The sequence below is a fragment of the Streptomyces sp. NPDC026575 genome, from assembly GCF_055567415.1.
Genome location: NZ_JBVHQM010000002.1, coordinates 144,394 through 161,385, shown reverse-complemented (window position 1 = coordinate 161,385; position 16,992 = coordinate 144,394). Strand labels below are relative to the sequence as shown.

General features: G+C 70.3%; 14 protein-coding genes and 2 tRNA genes. 12 read left to right on the top strand and 4 right to left on the bottom strand.

What is annotated here, in order from left to right; genetic code table 11:
* Positions 1 to 30 precede the first annotated feature (30 nt).
* The 9 genes from recF (at position 31) to ACZ4NB_RS03020 (ending at position 11,550) form a co-directional block, all read left to right on the top strand.
* Positions 31 to 1,167 carry a DNA replication/repair protein RecF gene (gene recF, locus ACZ4NB_RS03060; protein ID WP_467657908.1) on the top strand — a complete coding sequence of 379 codons (1,137 nt, stop codon included), beginning with the start codon at positions 31 to 33 and terminating at the stop codon, positions 1,165 to 1,167.
* A gap of 73 nt (positions 1,168 to 1,240) precedes the next feature.
* Positions 1,241 to 1,774, top strand: coding sequence for a DciA family protein (locus tag ACZ4NB_RS03055; RefSeq protein WP_393485741.1), 534 nt, complete (start codon positions 1,241 to 1,243; stop codon positions 1,772 to 1,774).
* 297 nt (positions 1,775 to 2,071) lie between these two features.
* Positions 2,072 to 4,126: a DNA topoisomerase (ATP-hydrolyzing) subunit B gene (gene gyrB / locus ACZ4NB_RS03050; protein ID WP_467658214.1), complete on the top strand. Its 2,055-nt coding sequence runs from the start codon at positions 2,072 to 2,074 to the stop codon at positions 4,124 to 4,126.
* A gap of 50 nt (positions 4,127 to 4,176) precedes the next feature.
* Positions 4,177 to 6,768 (top strand): DNA gyrase subunit A, encoded by a 2,592-nt coding sequence (gyrA, locus tag ACZ4NB_RS03045; RefSeq protein WP_467657907.1) that lies wholly within the window; start codon positions 4,177 to 4,179, stop codon positions 6,766 to 6,768.
* Positions 6,769 to 6,783: 15 nt separating this feature from the next.
* Positions 6,784 to 7,476, top strand: coding sequence for a DUF3566 domain-containing protein (locus tag ACZ4NB_RS03040; protein ID WP_467657906.1), 693 nt, complete (start codon positions 6,784 to 6,786; stop codon positions 7,474 to 7,476).
* A gap of 88 nt (positions 7,477 to 7,564) precedes the next feature.
* Positions 7,565 to 7,638, top strand: a tRNA-Ile gene (locus ACZ4NB_RS03035).
* A gap of 189 nt (positions 7,639 to 7,827) precedes the next feature.
* Complete coding sequence (locus ACZ4NB_RS03030) at positions 7,828 to 7,962, top strand: DLW-39 family protein (protein ID WP_003958712.1); 135 nt, start codon at positions 7,828 to 7,830, stop codon at positions 7,960 to 7,962.
* A 232-nt stretch (positions 7,963 to 8,194) separates the two neighbouring features.
* Entirely contained in the window at positions 8,195 to 10,123 is a 1,929-nt protein-coding gene (locus ACZ4NB_RS03025; RefSeq protein ID WP_467657905.1) for a vWA domain-containing protein, read from the top strand.
* A 32-nt stretch (positions 10,124 to 10,155) separates the two neighbouring features.
* Positions 10,156 to 11,550, top strand: a complete 1,395-nt coding sequence (locus tag ACZ4NB_RS03020; RefSeq protein ID WP_467657903.1) for a hypothetical protein — start codon at positions 10,156 to 10,158, stop codon at positions 11,548 to 11,550.
* Positions 11,551 to 11,590: 40 nt separating this feature from the next.
* Here ACZ4NB_RS03020 and ACZ4NB_RS03015 read toward each other — a convergent pair whose 3' ends face one another.
* A complete protein-coding gene (locus tag ACZ4NB_RS03015) occupies positions 11,591 to 12,907 on the bottom strand; it encodes a serine/threonine-protein kinase (RefSeq protein WP_467657902.1) in 1,317 nt (438 codons plus the stop codon).
* Between the two features lie 60 nt (positions 12,908 to 12,967).
* Complete coding sequence (locus ACZ4NB_RS03010) at positions 12,968 to 13,516, bottom strand: helix-turn-helix domain-containing protein (RefSeq protein WP_467657901.1); 549 nt, start codon at positions 13,514 to 13,516, stop codon at positions 12,968 to 12,970.
* A 127-nt stretch (positions 13,517 to 13,643) separates the two neighbouring features.
* Between ACZ4NB_RS03010 and ACZ4NB_RS03005 the strand changes: the two genes are divergently transcribed.
* A tRNA-Ala gene (locus ACZ4NB_RS03005) sits at positions 13,644 to 13,716 on the top strand.
* Between the two features lie 183 nt (positions 13,717 to 13,899).
* On the opposite strand, the gene ACZ4NB_RS03000 is transcribed toward ACZ4NB_RS03005, so the two are convergent.
* Entirely contained in the window at positions 13,900 to 14,622 is a 723-nt protein-coding gene (locus tag ACZ4NB_RS03000; RefSeq protein WP_467657899.1) for a DUF5324 family protein, read from the bottom strand.
* A gap of 299 nt (positions 14,623 to 14,921) precedes the next feature.
* On the opposite strand from ACZ4NB_RS03000, the gene ACZ4NB_RS02995 reads away from it, so the two are divergent.
* Together ACZ4NB_RS02995 and ACZ4NB_RS02990 are read left to right on the top strand one after the other, a co-directional pair.
* The gene (locus ACZ4NB_RS02995; RefSeq protein ID WP_384424218.1) at positions 14,922 to 15,449 is read left to right on the top strand and encodes a peptidylprolyl isomerase; all 528 of its coding nucleotides are present in this window, start codon (positions 14,922 to 14,924) and stop codon (positions 15,447 to 15,449) included.
* Between the two features lie 133 nt (positions 15,450 to 15,582).
* Complete coding sequence (locus ACZ4NB_RS02990) at positions 15,583 to 16,491, top strand: rhomboid family intramembrane serine protease (RefSeq protein WP_467657898.1); 909 nt, start codon at positions 15,583 to 15,585, stop codon at positions 16,489 to 16,491.
* Positions 16,492 to 16,727: 236 nt separating this feature from the next.
* Here the strand turns inward: ACZ4NB_RS02990 and crgA are convergent, their stop codons facing one another.
* The gene (gene crgA, locus ACZ4NB_RS02985; protein WP_393485723.1) at positions 16,728 to 16,982 is read right to left on the bottom strand and encodes a cell division protein CrgA; all 255 of its coding nucleotides are present in this window, start codon (positions 16,980 to 16,982) and stop codon (positions 16,728 to 16,730) included.
* Between the last annotated feature and the right edge of the window lie 10 nt (positions 16,983 to 16,992).

The window sequence follows — 16,992 nt, the reverse complement described above, 5'->3', positions numbered from 1 at the left end:
CAGAAAGCCGGGGGAGGTCGGCGCACCGCCATGCACGTATCGCATCTGTCGCTCGCCGACTTCCGCTCGTACGCCCGGGTCGAGGTCCCGCTCGAACCGGGCGTCACGGCGTTCGTGGGCCCCAACGGCCAGGGCAAGACCAATCTGGTCGAGGCGGTCGGCTATCTGGCCACGCTCGGCAGCCACCGGGTCTCCTCGGACGCCCCGCTGGTGCGGATGGGCGCCGAGCGGGCCGTCATCCGTGCCGCGGTCGTCCAGGGCGAGCGCCAGCAGCTGGTCGAGCTGGAGCTGAACCCCGGCCGGGCCAATCGCGCCCGTATCAACAGGTCCTCGCAGGTCAGACCGCGTGATGTGCTCGGCATCGTACGGACGGTGCTGTTCGCGCCGGAGGATCTGGCGCTGGTCAAGGGCGACCCCGGGGAGCGCCGGCGGTTCCTCGACGAGCTGATCACCGCGCGCTCGCCGCGGATGGCCGGGGTGCGTTCGGACTACGACCGCGTCCTCAAGCAGCGCAACACCCTGCTCAAGACCGCGGCGCTGGCGCGGCGGCACGGCGGGCGGCAGATGGACCTGTCGACGCTGGACGTCTGGGACCAGCATCTGGCGCGGGCCGGGGCCGAGCTGCTGGCGCAGCGCCTCGATCTGATCGCCGCGCTCCAGCCGCTCGCGGACAAGGCGTACGAGCAGCTGGCGCCGGGCGGCGGGCCCGTGACGCTGGAGTACCGCGGTTCGGCGGGCGAGGCGATGGCCGCCGCCTCGACCCGCGAGGAGCTGTACGGCGTGCTGCTGGCGGCGCTCGGCGAGGCCCGCAAGGGGGAGATCGAGCGCGGGGTGACGCTGGTCGGCCCGCATCGCGACGATCTGCTGCTCAAGCTGGGGCAGCTGCCGGCCAAGGGGTACGCCAGCCACGGCGAGTCCTGGTCGTATGCGCTGGCGCTGCGGCTGGCCTCGTACGACCTGCTGGGCGCGGAGGGCAATGAGCCCGTGCTCGTCCTCGACGACGTCTTCGCCGAGCTGGACGCGCGGCGCCGGGAGCGGCTGGCGGAGCTGGTGGCCCCCGGGGAGCAGGTGCTGGTGACGGCGGCGGTGGACGACGACGTGCCCGGGGTGTTGACCGGGGCGCGCTATGCGGTGGCCGACGGCGCCGTGGAGAAGGTGACCTCGTGAGCGAGCGGAGCGAGCGAGCCATGAGAAGGCGCGCGCCTCGCGAATGCGAGGCCGAGCGGAGCGAGGTCTCGGCGTGAGCGAGGAGCAGCCCGGCCGGCCCAAGCCTCCGGAACTGTCCGGTGTGGATCTGGCCCGGCAGGCGCTGGTGGCCGCCAAGGAGCAGGCGCGTGCGCGGGGCGCGGCCGCACAGCAGAAGAAGCAGGCCCGGCGCGGCGGGCTGCGCTCGGGTGCGCGGGCGGACGGCCGCGATCCGCTGCCGCTCGGCGCGGCGATCAACCGGCTGATCACGGAGCGCGGCTGGGAGACCCCGGCCGCGGTCGGCGGGGTGATGGGGCGCTGGCCGCAGCTGGTCGGACCCGAGGTGGCGCAGCACTGCGAGCCGCAGAAGTACGACGAGGACGCCCGGGTGCTGACGGTGCAGTGCGATTCGACGGCGTGGGCGACGCAGCTGCGGCTGCTGGCTCCGACGCTGGTGGCGCGCCTGAACGAGGACCTCGGACACGGCACCGTGAAGCTGATCAAGGTGCTGGGCCCCGGCGGCCCCGCGCGCCGTTACGGAGCGCTGCGCGCACCGGGCAGCAAGGGCCCCGGCGACACCTACGGGTGAGCCCCAAGGCGCCGGTAAACGCATGAGGCGGATGAGACCCCGCTCACGGTAGCCGGCGGTTGACAGTCGGAAGCGCTGAGTGCCCGTGTGAGCGTCCTGGCCCCCCTTCTCGGATATGGGGAGTCGGCGGACGCTAGTTCAGGGCGGCACATGACGACTCAGGTGCCTGCAAACCCCCATGAGTGTCAGCGCTACCGGTAGACTGGTGGCAATCCCGCCCACTCGCGGAACATGTCGAACGACGCAGCCGCTCCCGCCTGTCCTCCCGGGGTGACCCGCACAGGCGCGGAAGGGCTCGTGCTGTGCCAGAAAGGGCGCTTCGTGGCCGACTCCGGCGACCTCAACGAGAACAACACGGTTTCTACTGAAGAGGGGGTTCCTGCCGGCGCCCTGGGCGACTCCTCGGTGGAGAAGTCGTACGACGCCAGCGCGATCACCGTCCTCGAAGGCCTGGACGCGGTCCGTAAGCGTCCCGGCATGTACATCGGTTCCACCGGTGAGCGCGGCCTGCACCACCTCGTGCAAGAGGTCGTCGACAACTCCGTCGACGAGGCGCTGGCGGGGTACGCGGACACCATTGACGTGACGATCCTGCAGGACGGCGGTGTCCGGGTCGTCGACAACGGCCGCGGTATCCCCGTCGGCATCGTGCCGTCCGAGAACAAGCCGGCGGTCGAGGTCGTGCTGACGGTGCTGCACGCCGGCGGCAAGTTCGGCGGCGGCGGCTACGCGGTCTCCGGTGGTCTGCACGGCGTGGGTGTCTCCGTCGTGAACGCCCTCTCGCAGCGGGTCGCGGTCGAGATCCGCACGGACGGCTACCGCTGGACCCAGGAGTACAAGCAGGGTGTGCCGACCGCTCCGCTGGCCAAGCACGAAGCCACGGAGGAGTCCGGCACGTCGGTGACGTTCTGGGCCGACGGCGACATCTTCGAGACGACCACGTACAGCTTCGAGACGCTCTCGCGGCGCTTCCAGGAGATGGCCTTCCTCAACAAGGGGCTGGCCATCTCGCTCAAGGACGAGCGCCCGGACCACGTGGACGAGGACGGCAAGCCGCTCTCTGTGCGGTACCACTACGAGGGCGGCATCGTCGACTTCGTGAAGTACCTCAACTCCCGCAAGGGCGAGCTGGTGCACCCGACGGTGGTCTCGGTGGAGGCCGAGGACAAGGAGCGCAACCTCTCCGTCGACCTCGCGATGCAGTGGAACACCCAGTACAGCGAGGGTGTCTACAGCTTCGCGAACATCATCCACACCCACGAGGGCGGTACCCACGAGGAGGGCTTCCGCGCCGCGCTGACGGGTCTGATCAACCGCTACGCGCGCGACAAGAAGCTGCTGCGCGAGAAGGACGACAACCTCACGGGTGAGGACATCCGCGAGGGTCTGACGGCGATCATCTCGGTCAAGCTCGCCGAGCCGCAGTTCGAGGGCCAGACCAAGACCAAGCTGGGCAACACCGAGGTGAAGACCTTCGTCCAGAAGGTGGTCCACGAGCACCTCAACGACTGGCTGGATCGCAACCCCAACGAGGCCGCGGACATCATCCGCAAGGGCATCCAGGCGGCGACCGCCCGTGTGGCCGCCCGCAAGGCGCGCGATCTGACCCGCCGCAAGGGCCTGCTGGAGACGGCGTCGCTGCCGGGCAAGCTGAGCGACTGTCAGTCCAACGACCCCACCAAGTGCGAGATCTTCATCGTCGAGGGCGACTCCGCCGGCGGCTCGGCCAAGTCCGGCCGCAACCCGGAGTACCAGGCGATCCTGCCGATCCGAGGAAAGATCCTCAACGTCGAGAAGGCACGGGTCGACAAGATCCTGCAGAACAACGAGGTCCAGGCGCTGATCTCGGCCTTCGGCACGGGCGTGCACGAGGACTTCGACATCGAGAAGCTCCGCTACCACAAGATCATCTTGATGGCGGACGCCGACGTCGACGGCCAGCACATCAACACCCTGCTGCTGACGTTCCTGTTCCGCTTCATGCGCCCGCTGGTCGAGGCCGGACACGTCTACCTCTCCCGCCCGCCGCTGTACAAGATCAAGTGGGGCCGGGACGACTTCGAGTACGCCTACTCGGACGCGGAGCGGGACGCCCTGGTCGAGCTGGGCAAGCAGAACGGCAAGCGGATCCGCGAGGACTCCATCCAGCGGTTCAAGGGTCTCGGTGAGATGAACGCCGAGGAGCTGCGGGTGACGACCATGGACATCGACCACCGCGTCCTCGGCCAGGTCTCGCTGGACGACGCGGCCCGCGCCGACGACCTGTTCTCGGTGCTCATGGGCGAGGACGTCGAGGCACGCCGCTCGTTCATCCAGCGCAACGCCAAGGACGTCCGCTTCCTCGACATCTGAGCCCTGTCGGCCCGAACAACAGCCGCAGCTCGAAAGGACTTTGAACCACCATGGCCGACGAGAACCCCCCTGTGACCCCGGACGGCGTGACCGCCGAGGGCGCGCCCGCCGCCATCGAGGGCGTCGGGATGCGCGTCGAGCCCGTCGGGCTCGAAACGGAGATGCAGCGCTCCTACCTCGACTACGCGATGTCCGTCATCGTCTCGCGTGCGCTGCCGGACGTGCGGGACGGCCTCAAGCCCGTCCACCGCCGGGTGCTGTACGCGATGTACGACGGCGGCTACCGCCCCGAGAAGGGCTTCTACAAGTGCGCCCGCGTCGTCGGCGACGTCATGGGTACGTACCACCCGCACGGCGACTCCTCGATCTACGACGCGCTGGTGCGCCTGGCGCAGCCGTGGTCGATGCGGATGCCGCTGGTCGACTCCAACGGCAACTTCGGCTCCCCGGGCAACGACCCGGCCGCGGCCATGCGGTACACCGAGTGCAAGATGAAGTCGCTGTCCATGGAGATGCTCCGGGACATCGACGAGGAGACCGTCGACTTCCAGGACAACTACGACGGCCGCAACCAGGAGCCGACGGTCCTGCCGTCCCGCTTCCCCAACCTGCTGATCAACGGCTCGGCCGGTATCGCGGTCGGCATGGCCACCAACATCCCGCCGCACAACCTGCGCGAGGTCGCGGCCGGCGCCCAGTGGGCGCTGGAGCACCCGGAGGCATCCCACGAGGAGCTGCTGGACGCGCTGATCGAGCGGATCAAGGGCCCGGACTTCCCCACCGGCGCGCTGGTGGTGGGCCGCAAGGGCATCGAGGAGGCCTACCGCACCGGCCGCGGCTCGATCACGATGCGCGCGGTGGTGGCGGTCGAGGAGATCCAGAACCGCCAGTGCCTGGTGGTCACCGAGCTGCCGTACCAGGTCAACCCGGACAACCTCGCGCAGAAGATCGCCGACCTGGTCAAGGACGGCAAGATCGGCGGCATCGCGGACGTCCGCGACGAGACCTCCTCGCGCACCGGCCAGCGCCTGGTCATCGTCCTCAAGCGGGACGCGGTCGCCAAGGTCGTCCTCAACAACCTCTACAAGCACACCGATCTGCAGACCAACTTCGGTGCGAACATGCTCGCCCTGGTGGACGGCGTGCCGCGCACGCTCTCCCTGGACGCGTTCATCCGCAACTGGGTGACGCACCAGATCGAGGTCATCGTCCGCCGTACGAAGTTCCGGCTGCGCAAGGCCGAGGAGCGGGCGCACATCCTGCGCGGTCTGCTCAAGGCGCTGGACGCCATCGACGAGGTCATCGCGCTGATCCGGCGCAGCGAGACCGTCGAGGTGGCCCGCGAGGGCCTGATGGGCCTGCTGGAGATCGACGAGATCCAGGCCAACGCGATCCTGGAGATGCAGCTGCGCCGGCTGGCCGCCCTGGAGCGCCAGAAGATCACCGCCGAGCACGACGAGCTGCAGCGCAAGATCAACGAGTACAACGCGATCCTGGCCTCCCCGGAGCGCCAGCGCCAGATCATCAGCGAGGAACTCGCCGCGATCGTCGAGAAGTTCGGCGACGACCGGCGCTCCAAGCTGGTGCCCTTCGAGGGCGACATGTCCATCGAGGACCTGATCGCCGAGGAGGACATCGTCGTCACGATCACCCGTGGCGGCTATGTGAAGCGCACGAAGACCGACGACTACCGCTCCCAGAAGCGCGGCGGCAAGGGCGTACGGGGCACGAAGCTCAAGGAAGACGACATCGTCGACCACTTCTTCGTCTCCACCACCCACCACTGGCTGCTGTTCTTCACGAACAAGGGCCGGGTCTACCGCGCCAAGGCATACGAGCTGCCGGACGCGGGGCGCGACGCGCGCGGCCAGCACGTCGCCAACCTCCTCGCCTTCCAGCCGGACGAGCAGATCGCGCAGATCCTGGCGATCCGCGACTACGAGGCCACGCCGTATCTGGTGCTCGCCACCAAGGCCGGCCTGGTGAAGAAGACCCCGCTCAAGGACTACGACTCCCCGCGCTCCGGCGGTGTGATCGCGATCAACCTGCGCGAGCAGGAGGACGGCACGGACGACGAGCTGATCGGCGCCGAGCTGGTGTCGGACACCGACGATCTGCTGCTGATCAGCAAGAAGGCCCAGTCGATCCGCTTCACGGCGACGGACGACGCGCTGCGCCCGATGGGCCGCGCCACCTCAGGTGTGAAGGGCATGAGCTTCCGCGAGGGCGACGAACTGCTCTCGATGAACGTGGTCCGTGCCGGTACGTACGTCTTCACGGCCACGGACGGCGGCTACGCCAAGCGCACCGCGGTCGACGAGTACCGCGTCCAGGGCCGCGGCGGCCTGGGAATCAAGGCCGCCAAGATCGTCGAGGACCGGGGCTCGCTGGTCGGCGCGCTGGTCGTCGAGGAGACGGACGAGATCCTCGCCATCACCCTCGGCGGTGGCGTGATCCGCACCCGGGTCAACGAGGTCCGTGAGACCGGCCGTGACACCATGGGCGTCCAGCTGATCAACCTGGGCAAGCGGGATGCCGTCGTCGGTATCGCGCGCAACGCCGAGGCCGGCCGGGAAGCCGAGGAGGTCGACGCGGGCGAGGGGCCCGAGGAGGCCGAGGGGACCGAGCTCGCGGCGGAGTAGCGCAAGGAGCAGGTCGTGAGTGGAGCCACGGGCGCTGCGGCGGGTGGACAGGGAGGCAGGAAGAGCTCCCCGTCCGGACCCGCTACCGTGACGGAGCACAGCGCCCGTGGCTCTGCCATTTCTGACGACGGCCCCCTAGACGAGGGCTCGCACCAGGGGAGAACCGTGTCCGACACCCGACAACCCCAGCCGCAACCGCAGTCCCAGGGGTCGGCCCAGCCGCCCCAGGGCGCCCCACAGCAGCCGTATCAGCCGCCTCAGGCGTATCCCACCGGCGGTGGGCAGGGCGGCGGGCAGGCGGTCCGCAGGCCGCGTACGGGCGCCCGTACGGTCCCCAGGACGCGCAAGGCCCGGCTGCGGGTGGCGCGGGCCGATCCGTGGTCGGTGATGAAGGTCAGCTTCCTGCTCTCGATCGCGCTGGGCATCTGCACGGTCGTGGCCGTCGCGGTGCTGTGGATGGTCATGAACGCGATGGGTGTCTTCTCCACCGTCGGCGGGACGATCAGCGAGGCGACCGGCTCCGGTGAGGGCGGCGGCTTCGACCTGCAGTCGTTCCTGTCGCTGCCGCGGGTTCTGCTGTTCACGTCGATCATCGCGGTGATCGATGTGGTGCTGGCGACCGCGCTGGCCACCCTCGGCGCCTTCATCTACAACCTGTCGGCCGGCTTCGTCGGCGGTGTGGAGCTCACGCTCGCCGAGGACGAGTGAGCCCTCGCCGGGAGGGCTTCCGGGGGCCCTCGGGAACCGATTTTGGGAACGCCTCTGAAGTGCGCTAATCTTTCGGTGCAGCGAACGCGCGGCTATAGCTCAGACGGTTAGAGCGCTTCCCTGATAAGGAAGAGGCCCCAGGTTCAAGTCCTGGTAGCCGCACTGCACAATCGGCCCGGCCGGGGAACTCCCCGGCCGGGCCGATTCGTTGTACAGAAGCGGAAGTTGGCTCGTGGAGCAGTCCTCGGACGAGGTGTTGCCGACTGCGGGCTAGGTAACCGATCGGTATCGGCCGGTGTGTATCATCGGCCGACATAGGTCCCCTACGTCAACGAAAGACGAGGTCGCGCGGTGAAGAAGCTTCTCCTGGTCGCACTGGCCGCCATCGGCGGGCTCCTCGTGTACCGCCAGATCCAGGCGGATCGCGCCGAGCAGGATCTGTGGACGGAGGCGACCGACTCCGTGCCCGCAGGTTCGGGTGTCTGAGACCCATAAACGCACAGCATGCTGGTGCGAAACCCCGATTGCCGCTGGGTGATCGGGGTTTCGCATGTCCGGGGGCGGGCGGGGCGGCATGCGGTGGCCGGGTCGGGGTGGCTGGTTGTCGTTGCAGGACCGTGACGGTGATCCTCTTGAGTTTGCTATAGCACACCATTAGATTGCATTAGCAAAGCTTCTGTCTGTGATGTGGCCAGCAGGACACAAGGGGGATCAGGACATGGCACACCGACCACGCAGGGGGGCGGTGGCGTTGCTCGGCGGGCTGCTGCTGGCCCTGACCGGCCCGCCGTTTCAGGCCATTGCGGCCACACCCGCCAAGGTGCCGCCCACCGAGGGCACCGGCATGGTGATGGTGCTCGACTCGTCGGGCTCGATGGCCGACGACGACGGCTCCGGCAGCACCCGGATCGCTTCCGCCCGCAAGGCCGTCGGCACGGTCGTCGACGCACTGCCCGACGGCTATCCGACCGGCCTGCGGGTCTACGGCGCCGACCGGCCCAAGGGCTGCGAGGACACCCGGCTCGCGCAACCGGTCGCGCCCCTCGACCGTGCGGGCCTCAAGAAGGCCGTCGCGGGCCTCCGGCCCAAGGGCGACACCCCCATCGGACTGTCCCTGCGCAAGGCGGCCGAGGACCTCCCCCGGCCCGCCGGCGGTTCGATCGGCAAGCGCACGATCCTGCTGATCTCCGACGGCGAGGACAACTGCCAGACCCCGCCGCCGTGCAAGGTCGCCGCCCAACTCGCCGCGTCCGGTGTCGATCTGCATATCGACACCATCGGCTTCCAAGTGGCCGGCAAGGCCCGCGCCCAGCTGGAGTGCATCGCCAAGGCGGGCAACGGTCAGTACTACGACGCGCCTGACGCGAAGTCACTGGCGCGCCAGCTCCAGCGGGCCGGCCAACTCTCCGCGGACGGCTATCGGTTCAAGGGCAGGCAGGTCCGCGGTACGGCGACCGCGAGCGGCGCGCCCGTCATCGCTCCCGGGCAGTATCTGGACTCCATCGGGCCCAACGAAGAGCGCTACTACGCCACCGATCTGGACGCCGCCTCGACCGCCGACTTCTCGGCGACCGTCGTGCCGCAGCCCGGCGCGGCCGTCGACTCCCTCGACACGCTGCGCACCCGGATCGCCTACGGCACCGACAGCTCCTGCGACTCCACCAGTGAGATGTTCGGGCAGACGGAGGGCGCCACACCGCTGACCTCGGGCGTGAGCCGGGTCCCTTCGCAGAGCGGCACCAGCACCTGCGACAAGGCGGGCCGCTACTGGTTGGTCGTCGAGCGCAAGGCCGCCAAGGGCTCGGACGCCGCGCGCTGGCCGATGGAGCTGACGTTTCACGTGGAACATCCGCTGGCGAAGGGTGTCACCCCCGCACAGTCCGCGCCGGAGTACGGCGCGGGCGGCAAGGACGCCGCCCTGCCGACCGGCGCCCCCAAGGACGTCACCGGCGGCACCGGCTTCAACGACGCCCGGAGGCTGCACGCGGGCGTCTGGCGGGACAAGATCCTTCCGGCGCAGACCCTTTGGTACAAGGTGCCGGTCGGCTGGGGACAGCAGCTGCGCTACGACGTGGAGTTCGCCAACGAGCCGACGGTTCGCGGATACAGCTCCCACACGTCCTACGGGGCCACCCAGGTCTATACGCCGTCCCGCGCGCCGGTCGGCAGCGGTACCGGCCAGTTCAGCCGGCAGGTCTCCTACAACGGGCGGCTGGCGTCGCTCAGCATGGGAACGGTCCCGGTCGCCTGGACCAACCGCTATGAGGCGCACCCGAATGTGATTCCCGTGCACGACAAGGGCGACTTCTATCTGGCGGTGACGCTGGGCGCCAAGGCCGCCCAGATCGCGGAGAATCCGCGGATCGGTGTGGTGCTGCGGGTCGCCGTACTGGGCAAGGGGAGGTCCGGTCCCGAAGCCGGGGCGTCCGCTGCCAAGGCCGACACCTCTCCGGGCGAATCCGGGCCCTCGGCGGACGGCGGGGACGGCGGCGGTGGAGGATGGTCCACCGGACGTGTGGTGGCTCTCGCCGTCGGCGGAGTGGGCGTGCTGCTGCTGGCCGGTCTCGCGCTGGCCTACGTACGGGCGCGCAGGAAGCCGACGGCCGCAGAGGGCAATTCGGATCCGATGAGGGGTGGCTCGTGGTGACGGGGCGCATGACGACTCGGACGGTGTTTCACGTGAAACACCGCAACAGAGCGGTCGCCGTGCTGGCGGCGCTCGCCGCGGTGACGGTGCTGCCGGGGACGGTGGGGGTGGCCTCGGCCGACGAAGTCCCGGGCTACCGGATGGCGGACGGCGCCACGGCCGTCACGGGCACCGCCAGCGCCACGGACGCTCCCCAGCTCAAGGCCGGTCTGCACACCGACGCCATCAAGCGCGGCGAGCAGAAGTACTACGCCGTCACGCTGGACGCCAGGCACAGCGCCTACTTCTCGGTGGCCGCCGCGCCCAGGCCCGGCACCAAGGTCGAGGACTACGGCGACAAGCTGACCCTCAACGTCCAGGACAGCAGCGGCGCCACCTGCGACAGCGAGGCCAGCCCGTCCTACAACGGCGGTGGCATGGCCTATCCGCTCGCCGACTACGCCACCCGCCGCATCGGCGCCGACCGTTCGGGCTGCCAGAAGGCGGGCCCGTACTACCTGGTGATCACCCGCAAGGGATCGGCGACCTCCGGTCCCGAGACCTGGCCGATCGAGCTGGACTACCTCGAAGAGCCCCCGCTCAAGGGCAACACCCCCGCGCAGCCGGGCGAGGGGACCTGGAGCACCGCCGCGCCGGAGCTGCCCACGGACGCCACCAAGCGCAGCGCCAAGGGAGGCACCGGCTTCAACGACGCCGGCTCGGTCGCCACCGGCGTCTGGCGGGACCGGATCCGGCCGGGCGAGACCCGCTTCTACCGCGTACCGGTGGACTGGGGGCAGCGGCTCAACCTGAGCGCGGAGCTGCCGAACGCCTCCGCGGGCACCGCCTCGGGCTTCCTCGCCAGGGCGCTCAGGCTGGCCGTCTACAACCCGGCGCGCGGCGCGGTCGGCGACGGCACCTACGCCTCGTACACCGGAAAGCCGGCCGGCGCCGGGGAGTTCACCGCGCCCGTCGACTACGGCAATCGCTTCGCCGTGTCCCGCGAGGTCAGTGCGATGCGGTTCGCGGGCTGGTACTTCCTTGAGGTCACCCTGCACCCCGATGCGGCGCGGTACTTCCCCAAGGGCACGCCGTTCACCCTCCGGGTGGACGTCCGCGGCGCCGCCAAGGCCGCGCCCGGCTACGCCGAGCCGACCAGCGTGTTCTCCGTGACGCCCGAGGACCAGGAGGCGGCGCGGAAGGGCCAGTCCGCGCAGGAGGCGGAGAAGAGCGGCACGCTGATGACGGTGGCCTACGCCGGGATCGGCACGGGTGTGGTGCTGCTGGTGGGGCTGGGGGCGTGGACGCTGCTGGCCCGGCGGTCGGCGGCCGCGGCCCAGGGCGCTGCCGGCGGACCGGGGGCACAGCCCGTGCTGCCGCACCAGCCGACGCAGTCCGCCCAACAGGCCCAGCACACCCGGCAGTCCGGGCCGCCGCAGGGCTGGTAGCCGGGCGCCGCCGTACCGCGGCCCGCCCCGCAGCGGTGCGTCAGGCGGAGACCAGCGCCCAGACCCCGACCGCGATGCACAGCAGCGCGACGATCAGCACCGGGACCGCGACCTTCGGGGGCGGTCCCGGCTTCCTGTACGACGCGGGCGGCGCCGCGGCCGGGGCGGCGACGGTCGCGCCGTGCGGTGCCGGTGCGGGAACAGGGTGCGGCCCGGCCGTGTAGGGGCGGGTCGCGGGGTACTCCGGACGGACGGCCGCGGTGGGCTCGTACGCGGGCAGCGGGGGAGGCGTCTGCGCCGGCATCGGCGCGGGAGCCGGGACGGAAGGCGGTGCTGGTGTCGGTGTCGGCGTCGGCGGGGTGCTCGGCTCCGGCGGCGCGAGCTGGAAGCTGCCGGTGTCCGACATGGAAACGTGCCCCGTGGCACCGCCGCCCACCGCGGCGCCGGACGTCGGCGTCCCGGAAGGGTCCTCGGCCGCCAGGGGCCCGTCCGGTCCGAACCCGGCCGGCAGCGGGCCTATGTGGTCGAAGACCTCGACGACCTCTTCCTCAAGCGTGCTGTCCGGCAGCATCTCCACCGCCGCCAGGACCGCCTTGCGCGCGCCCGTGGCCGTCTTGAACCGGGAGTCCGGGTTCGGGTGCACCAGGGACGCCAGGACGTGCCACAGCGGCTCCGGCACGCCCTCGGGCGCGCTGGGGATGCCGTGCTGCGCGAAGTGCCCGACCAGGGCCTCGGCGTCCGGCTTGGTGCCGGTGAGCAGATACACCGCGACCAGACCGACCGCGAACAGGTCCGCCGGGAAGTCCGGTTCGGCACCCAGCATCTGCTCCGGCGCGAAATAACCGGGCGTGCCCACCACATAGTTGGTCTCGGTCAGGCGCGGCTCGCCCTTGCGCATCGCGATGCCGAAGTCCGACAGACGCAGATGCGGCCGGCCGGTGCCGGTGGACTCCAGCAGGATGTTCGCCGGCTTGATGTCGCGGTGCACCACGCCCTCCGCGTGCACCGCGGTGAGCCCGGCCAGCAGCTGGTCCAGGAGCGTGCACACGAACCGCGGCGGCAGCGGCCCGTAGTCGCCGATCAGATGCGCCAGCGAGCCGCCGTTCACCAGATCCATGGTGAACAGCACCTTGTCGTCGTTCGCGGCCCAGCTCGCCGGGGCCAGCACATGCGGATGGTCGATCCGCAGCGCCTGTTCGCGGACGAACCGCAGGAGTGTGTGCGCATCGCTCTGCTGCAGCACCTTCGCCGCGACATAGCGGCGGCGCCGGTGGTCCCAGGCGCGCCAGACCGCGCCCACCCCGCCCCGTCCGATCGGATCGATCAGCTCGTACCGGCCGGCGAAGATCTCACCCATTGCGCCCCGTCCGCTTCTGAACTCACGACGTCCCCTGTGGCTGCGGTTCCAGGTCTGGCCCTAGCCCTGGTGCGCCTCGTAGTGCGCGACCGCGTCCGCGGTACGACCGGCACCGTAGACCCGGAGGAACTCTGCCAGTTCGGGGTGAGTGGGGGCGAGGGTGTTCGCCGCATCGATGATGTCGCCGGCGTCGGAGACCGATCGCAGCAGCGACTGGATCTCCCGCACCACGCGCCGCACCGTGGTCGCCCCCGTCGACGAGGTCTGCTGCGCGGTGTTGTTCAGCACCGAGCCGCCCGCCGTCTTCTTGATCTCCTCCATGCGGTCGGTGGCCTCGGCGGCGCTGACGCTGCCGTCCGCGACCTGACCGGCCAGCTCCTGCAGCGCCTGGACCCGCTGCACCACAGCCGGGTTGCCTATCTTCGCGCGCTGCCCGCTCATCAGCTGGGAGAGCATCGGCGCGGACAGGCCGAGCACCGAGGCCAGCCGGGCCTGGTTGAGACCGAGGTCGTCGATGAGACGGCGGAACAGCGCACCCAGAGGCTCCCCGTACCAACTGCGCTGGAGCTCCCGGGCCCGCGCGGTGGCTTCCTGCTGTGCTGTGTCCATGCCCTGTCCCCTGTCTCCCCGGTCGGTTCGCTGCCGCGAATCTCGCGAAGCATCCTACGGAGAGCGACGGTGTGCGGCGATACCCGGTCGGGAAAGCGGCCGGACACCGGGTACCCTGGTGCGCGAAGGGGCCTTAGCTCAGTTGGTAGAGCGCTGTCTTTGCATGGCAGATGTCAGGGGTTCGACTCCCCTAGGCTCCACTCCTCAAGCCCTTCCGATCGGCGTCACCGCTGGTCAGAGGGGCTTTTTCCATCCCTGACGGGCCGCGCTGACGGGTCGTCATCCGCGCCGGGGCGGGACCGCTGCAGCTCTGCGCGAACGGGCCGTGCCCACCGCCCTCCTACGGCGGTGGGCACGGCCCGGTGAATTCCGGCCGCCCGGCGTCAGGCCGTGTTGCCTCCGCGGCGGCGTTCGTCGGCCTCCGCCTCGGCCTGCTTGGACTGGACCTCGGGGTCGAGCGGCGCGCCCTCGCTGCCGTCGACCGCGCTCAGCCGCCCGCGTTCGCCGACCTCGGTGGGCGCCGGCGGCTCGACCAGCCAGTCGGGGTTGGCCTGCTTGTCCCACCACTTCCAGGCGGCGATCGCACCGCCGACCACGACGCCGATCACGGCGAGGCGCTTGGTGGCCCGGCCGCACTTGGCGCGGCGGCTGTGCTTCTTCTGGAGCCTGGTGATCTCGGCGGCCGTCACCTGGCCGCGGAGCGCGGCGAGCGCGGCGCTGCCGCGGGCGAGCGCCTCCTCGCGGACCGGCTCGGCCGCGGCCCGCGCGCTGGTCACGGCGTGCTCCAGCCGGGGCGCGGTGTACTCGGCCGCATGCCGTGCCGCCTTGCGGGTCCGGCGGGCGGCCCGGGTCGCCGCGGCGTCCACCTTGGGCGGCAGCGTGCCGCGTGCGTGCTCGATACGCGGCTGCAGATGGGCGTCGTACTGCGACCGGGCCTGGTGGGCAGCCTCGGCCACCTTCGGGGCCATACGCGTACGGGCCTCGTGCGCGTAGTGCGCGGCGGCGTCCTTGGCCGTACCGGCATACGGTGCCACCGCCTCCGCGGCGTGCCGCACGCTGTCCTTGGCCGTGCAGGTCGCGGCGCGCACGCTGTCCTTGCGGGTCACGGGATCCTCCTCCTCGGTGGCGTGTCCGGGGGCTTGGGGGTTTGGTCCCCCGTGTCTGCTGTGTCGCCTGTCCACCCGTTTGGAGATCATGCCCGCTCGGCGCCCGTACGGCATGTGTGAGCGGGCATCCGGGTCATGCGCCCAGGCTTCCCCGGCCTGCGGTGGCGGCCCTCGCGCGGTGCGCCGGCCGGGCGCCCGAAATCAGTGCGAAGTCGGGGAAGAGGTGGTGGTCGTGCGCCCCCTGGGCCGGTCCATGCGAGGATCGGGAACCGTCAGTGAAGACTTATGGAAGGTTGATCGTGGCCGAGCAGCTCTACGCCACCCTGAAGACGAACCAGGGCGATATCGAGATTCGGCTTCTGCCGAACCACGCACCCACGACGGTCAAGAACTTCGTCGAGCTCGCCAACGGCGAGCGGGAGTGGACCCACCCCGCGACCGGCAAGAAGTCCACGGACCGCCTCTACGACGGCACGGTCTTCCACCGCGTGATCAGCGGCTTCATGATCCAGGGCGGCGACCCGCTGGGCAACGGCACCGGCGGCCCCGGCTACGAGTTCAAGGACGAGTTCCACCCCGACCTGGCCTTCAACAAGCCGTACCTGCTGGCCATGGCCAACGCCGGCCCGGGCACCAACGGCTCGCAGTTCTTCATCACCGTCTCGCCGACCGCGTGGCTGACCGGCAAGCACACCATCTTCGGTGAGGTCAGCACCGAGGCGGGCAAGAAGGTCGTCGACGCGATCGCCGGCACCCAGACCAACCCGCGCACCGACCGCCCGGTCAACGACGTGGTCATCGAGTCCGTGGTCATCGAGACCCGCTGAGCCGCGTCTTGTGCCCCGGCCGGGTCCGGGGAACCATTGCGCCCCGCCCGGTCGTACTCCGGGCGGGGCGGTGTGTTTGACGCCTCCGGGGCGTGTGCCGCGCCCCGCACACAGCAAGAGGACGAGGGGACCGATGGACCAGGTGCCAGGCAGCCCGCAGGAGCCGCAGAACGCCCGGGGCGACGACGGCCTGCCGGGCTGCTACCGCCACCCGGAGCGCCCGACCGGTATCCGCTGCACCCGCTGCGAACGGCCGATCTGCCCGGACTGCATGGTCAGCGCCTCGGTCGGCTTCCAGTGCCCGGAGTGCGTACGCAGCGGCAGCGGGACCGGCCATGCGCCGGGGGCGACGGCGCCGCGCACGATCGCGGGCGGCACCATCGCGGCCGATCCGCGGCTGGTCACCAAGATCCTGCTGGGCATCAACGCCGCCGTCTTCCTCGCCGTGCTGGCGACCGGCGACGAGTTGGTGGGCCGCCTGGACCTGCTGGGGCTCGCCTTCGACCCGAGCCGCTACCAACTCGTCGGCGTCGCCGAGGGCGAGTGGTACCGCCTGCTGACCGCGATGTTCCTGCATCAGCAGATCCCGCACATCGCCTTCAACATGCTCTCGCTGTGGTGGCTGGGGCCGCCGCTGGAGGCGGCGCTCGGCCGGCTGCGGTTCATCGTGCTGTACATGCTCGCCGGTCTGGGCGGCAGCGCCCTGTCGTACCTCCTCGCCGCGCAGAACCAGCCCTCGCTGGGCGCGTCCGGCGCGATCTTCGGGCTGCTGGGCGCGACCGCGGTGCTGATGCGGCGGATGCGCTACGACATGAAGCCGGTGCTGATCCTGCTCGGCCTCAACCTGGCCTTCACGTTCCTGTGGCCGCATATCGCCTGGCAGGCGCATGTCGGCGGCCTGGTGGTGGGCGCCGCGGTGGCGTTCGGGATGGTGCACGCACCGCGCGACCGCCGCAACGCGGTCCATCTCGCGACATGTGCGGTGGCGCTGCTCGCGATCGGCGCGGTGGTGTGGGTACGGACCCTTCAGCTGGTCGGCTGAGAGGCCCGTCCCGTCAAGTTGTCCACAGTACGTGGCCGATCTTGTGCATGCTGTGCGGAACTGGTGTTCCACGCCGCCCTGACCTGCGTTTCCCCAGCAAGGACAGGGGGAGGCGAAGGTCAGGAGCGGGTGCCGCCGATCACACCGGCGTCAACGTTCAGAGGGTTATCCACAGATCTTCTGAAGTTTTCCCCGGCTGTGGATAACTGTGTGGATGGCCTTGGGCAGGGCTTGCGCTACTTCCACTGCGTGGATACGCCGAAGCCCACCGCGATGAAGCCGAACCCACAGACGATGTTCCAGTTGCCCATGGCGCCGATCGGCAGATCGCCCTCCGACACATAGAACAGCACGATCCACACGAGCCCGATCAGGAACATCGCCAGCATCAGCGGCGCCACCCAGCCACGGCCCGAGGCCATCTTCAGGTTGGTGGTCTTCGCCGGCGGCGGCGTGAAGTCGTCCTTCTTGCGGATCCGTGACTTCGGCACGAGGAACTCT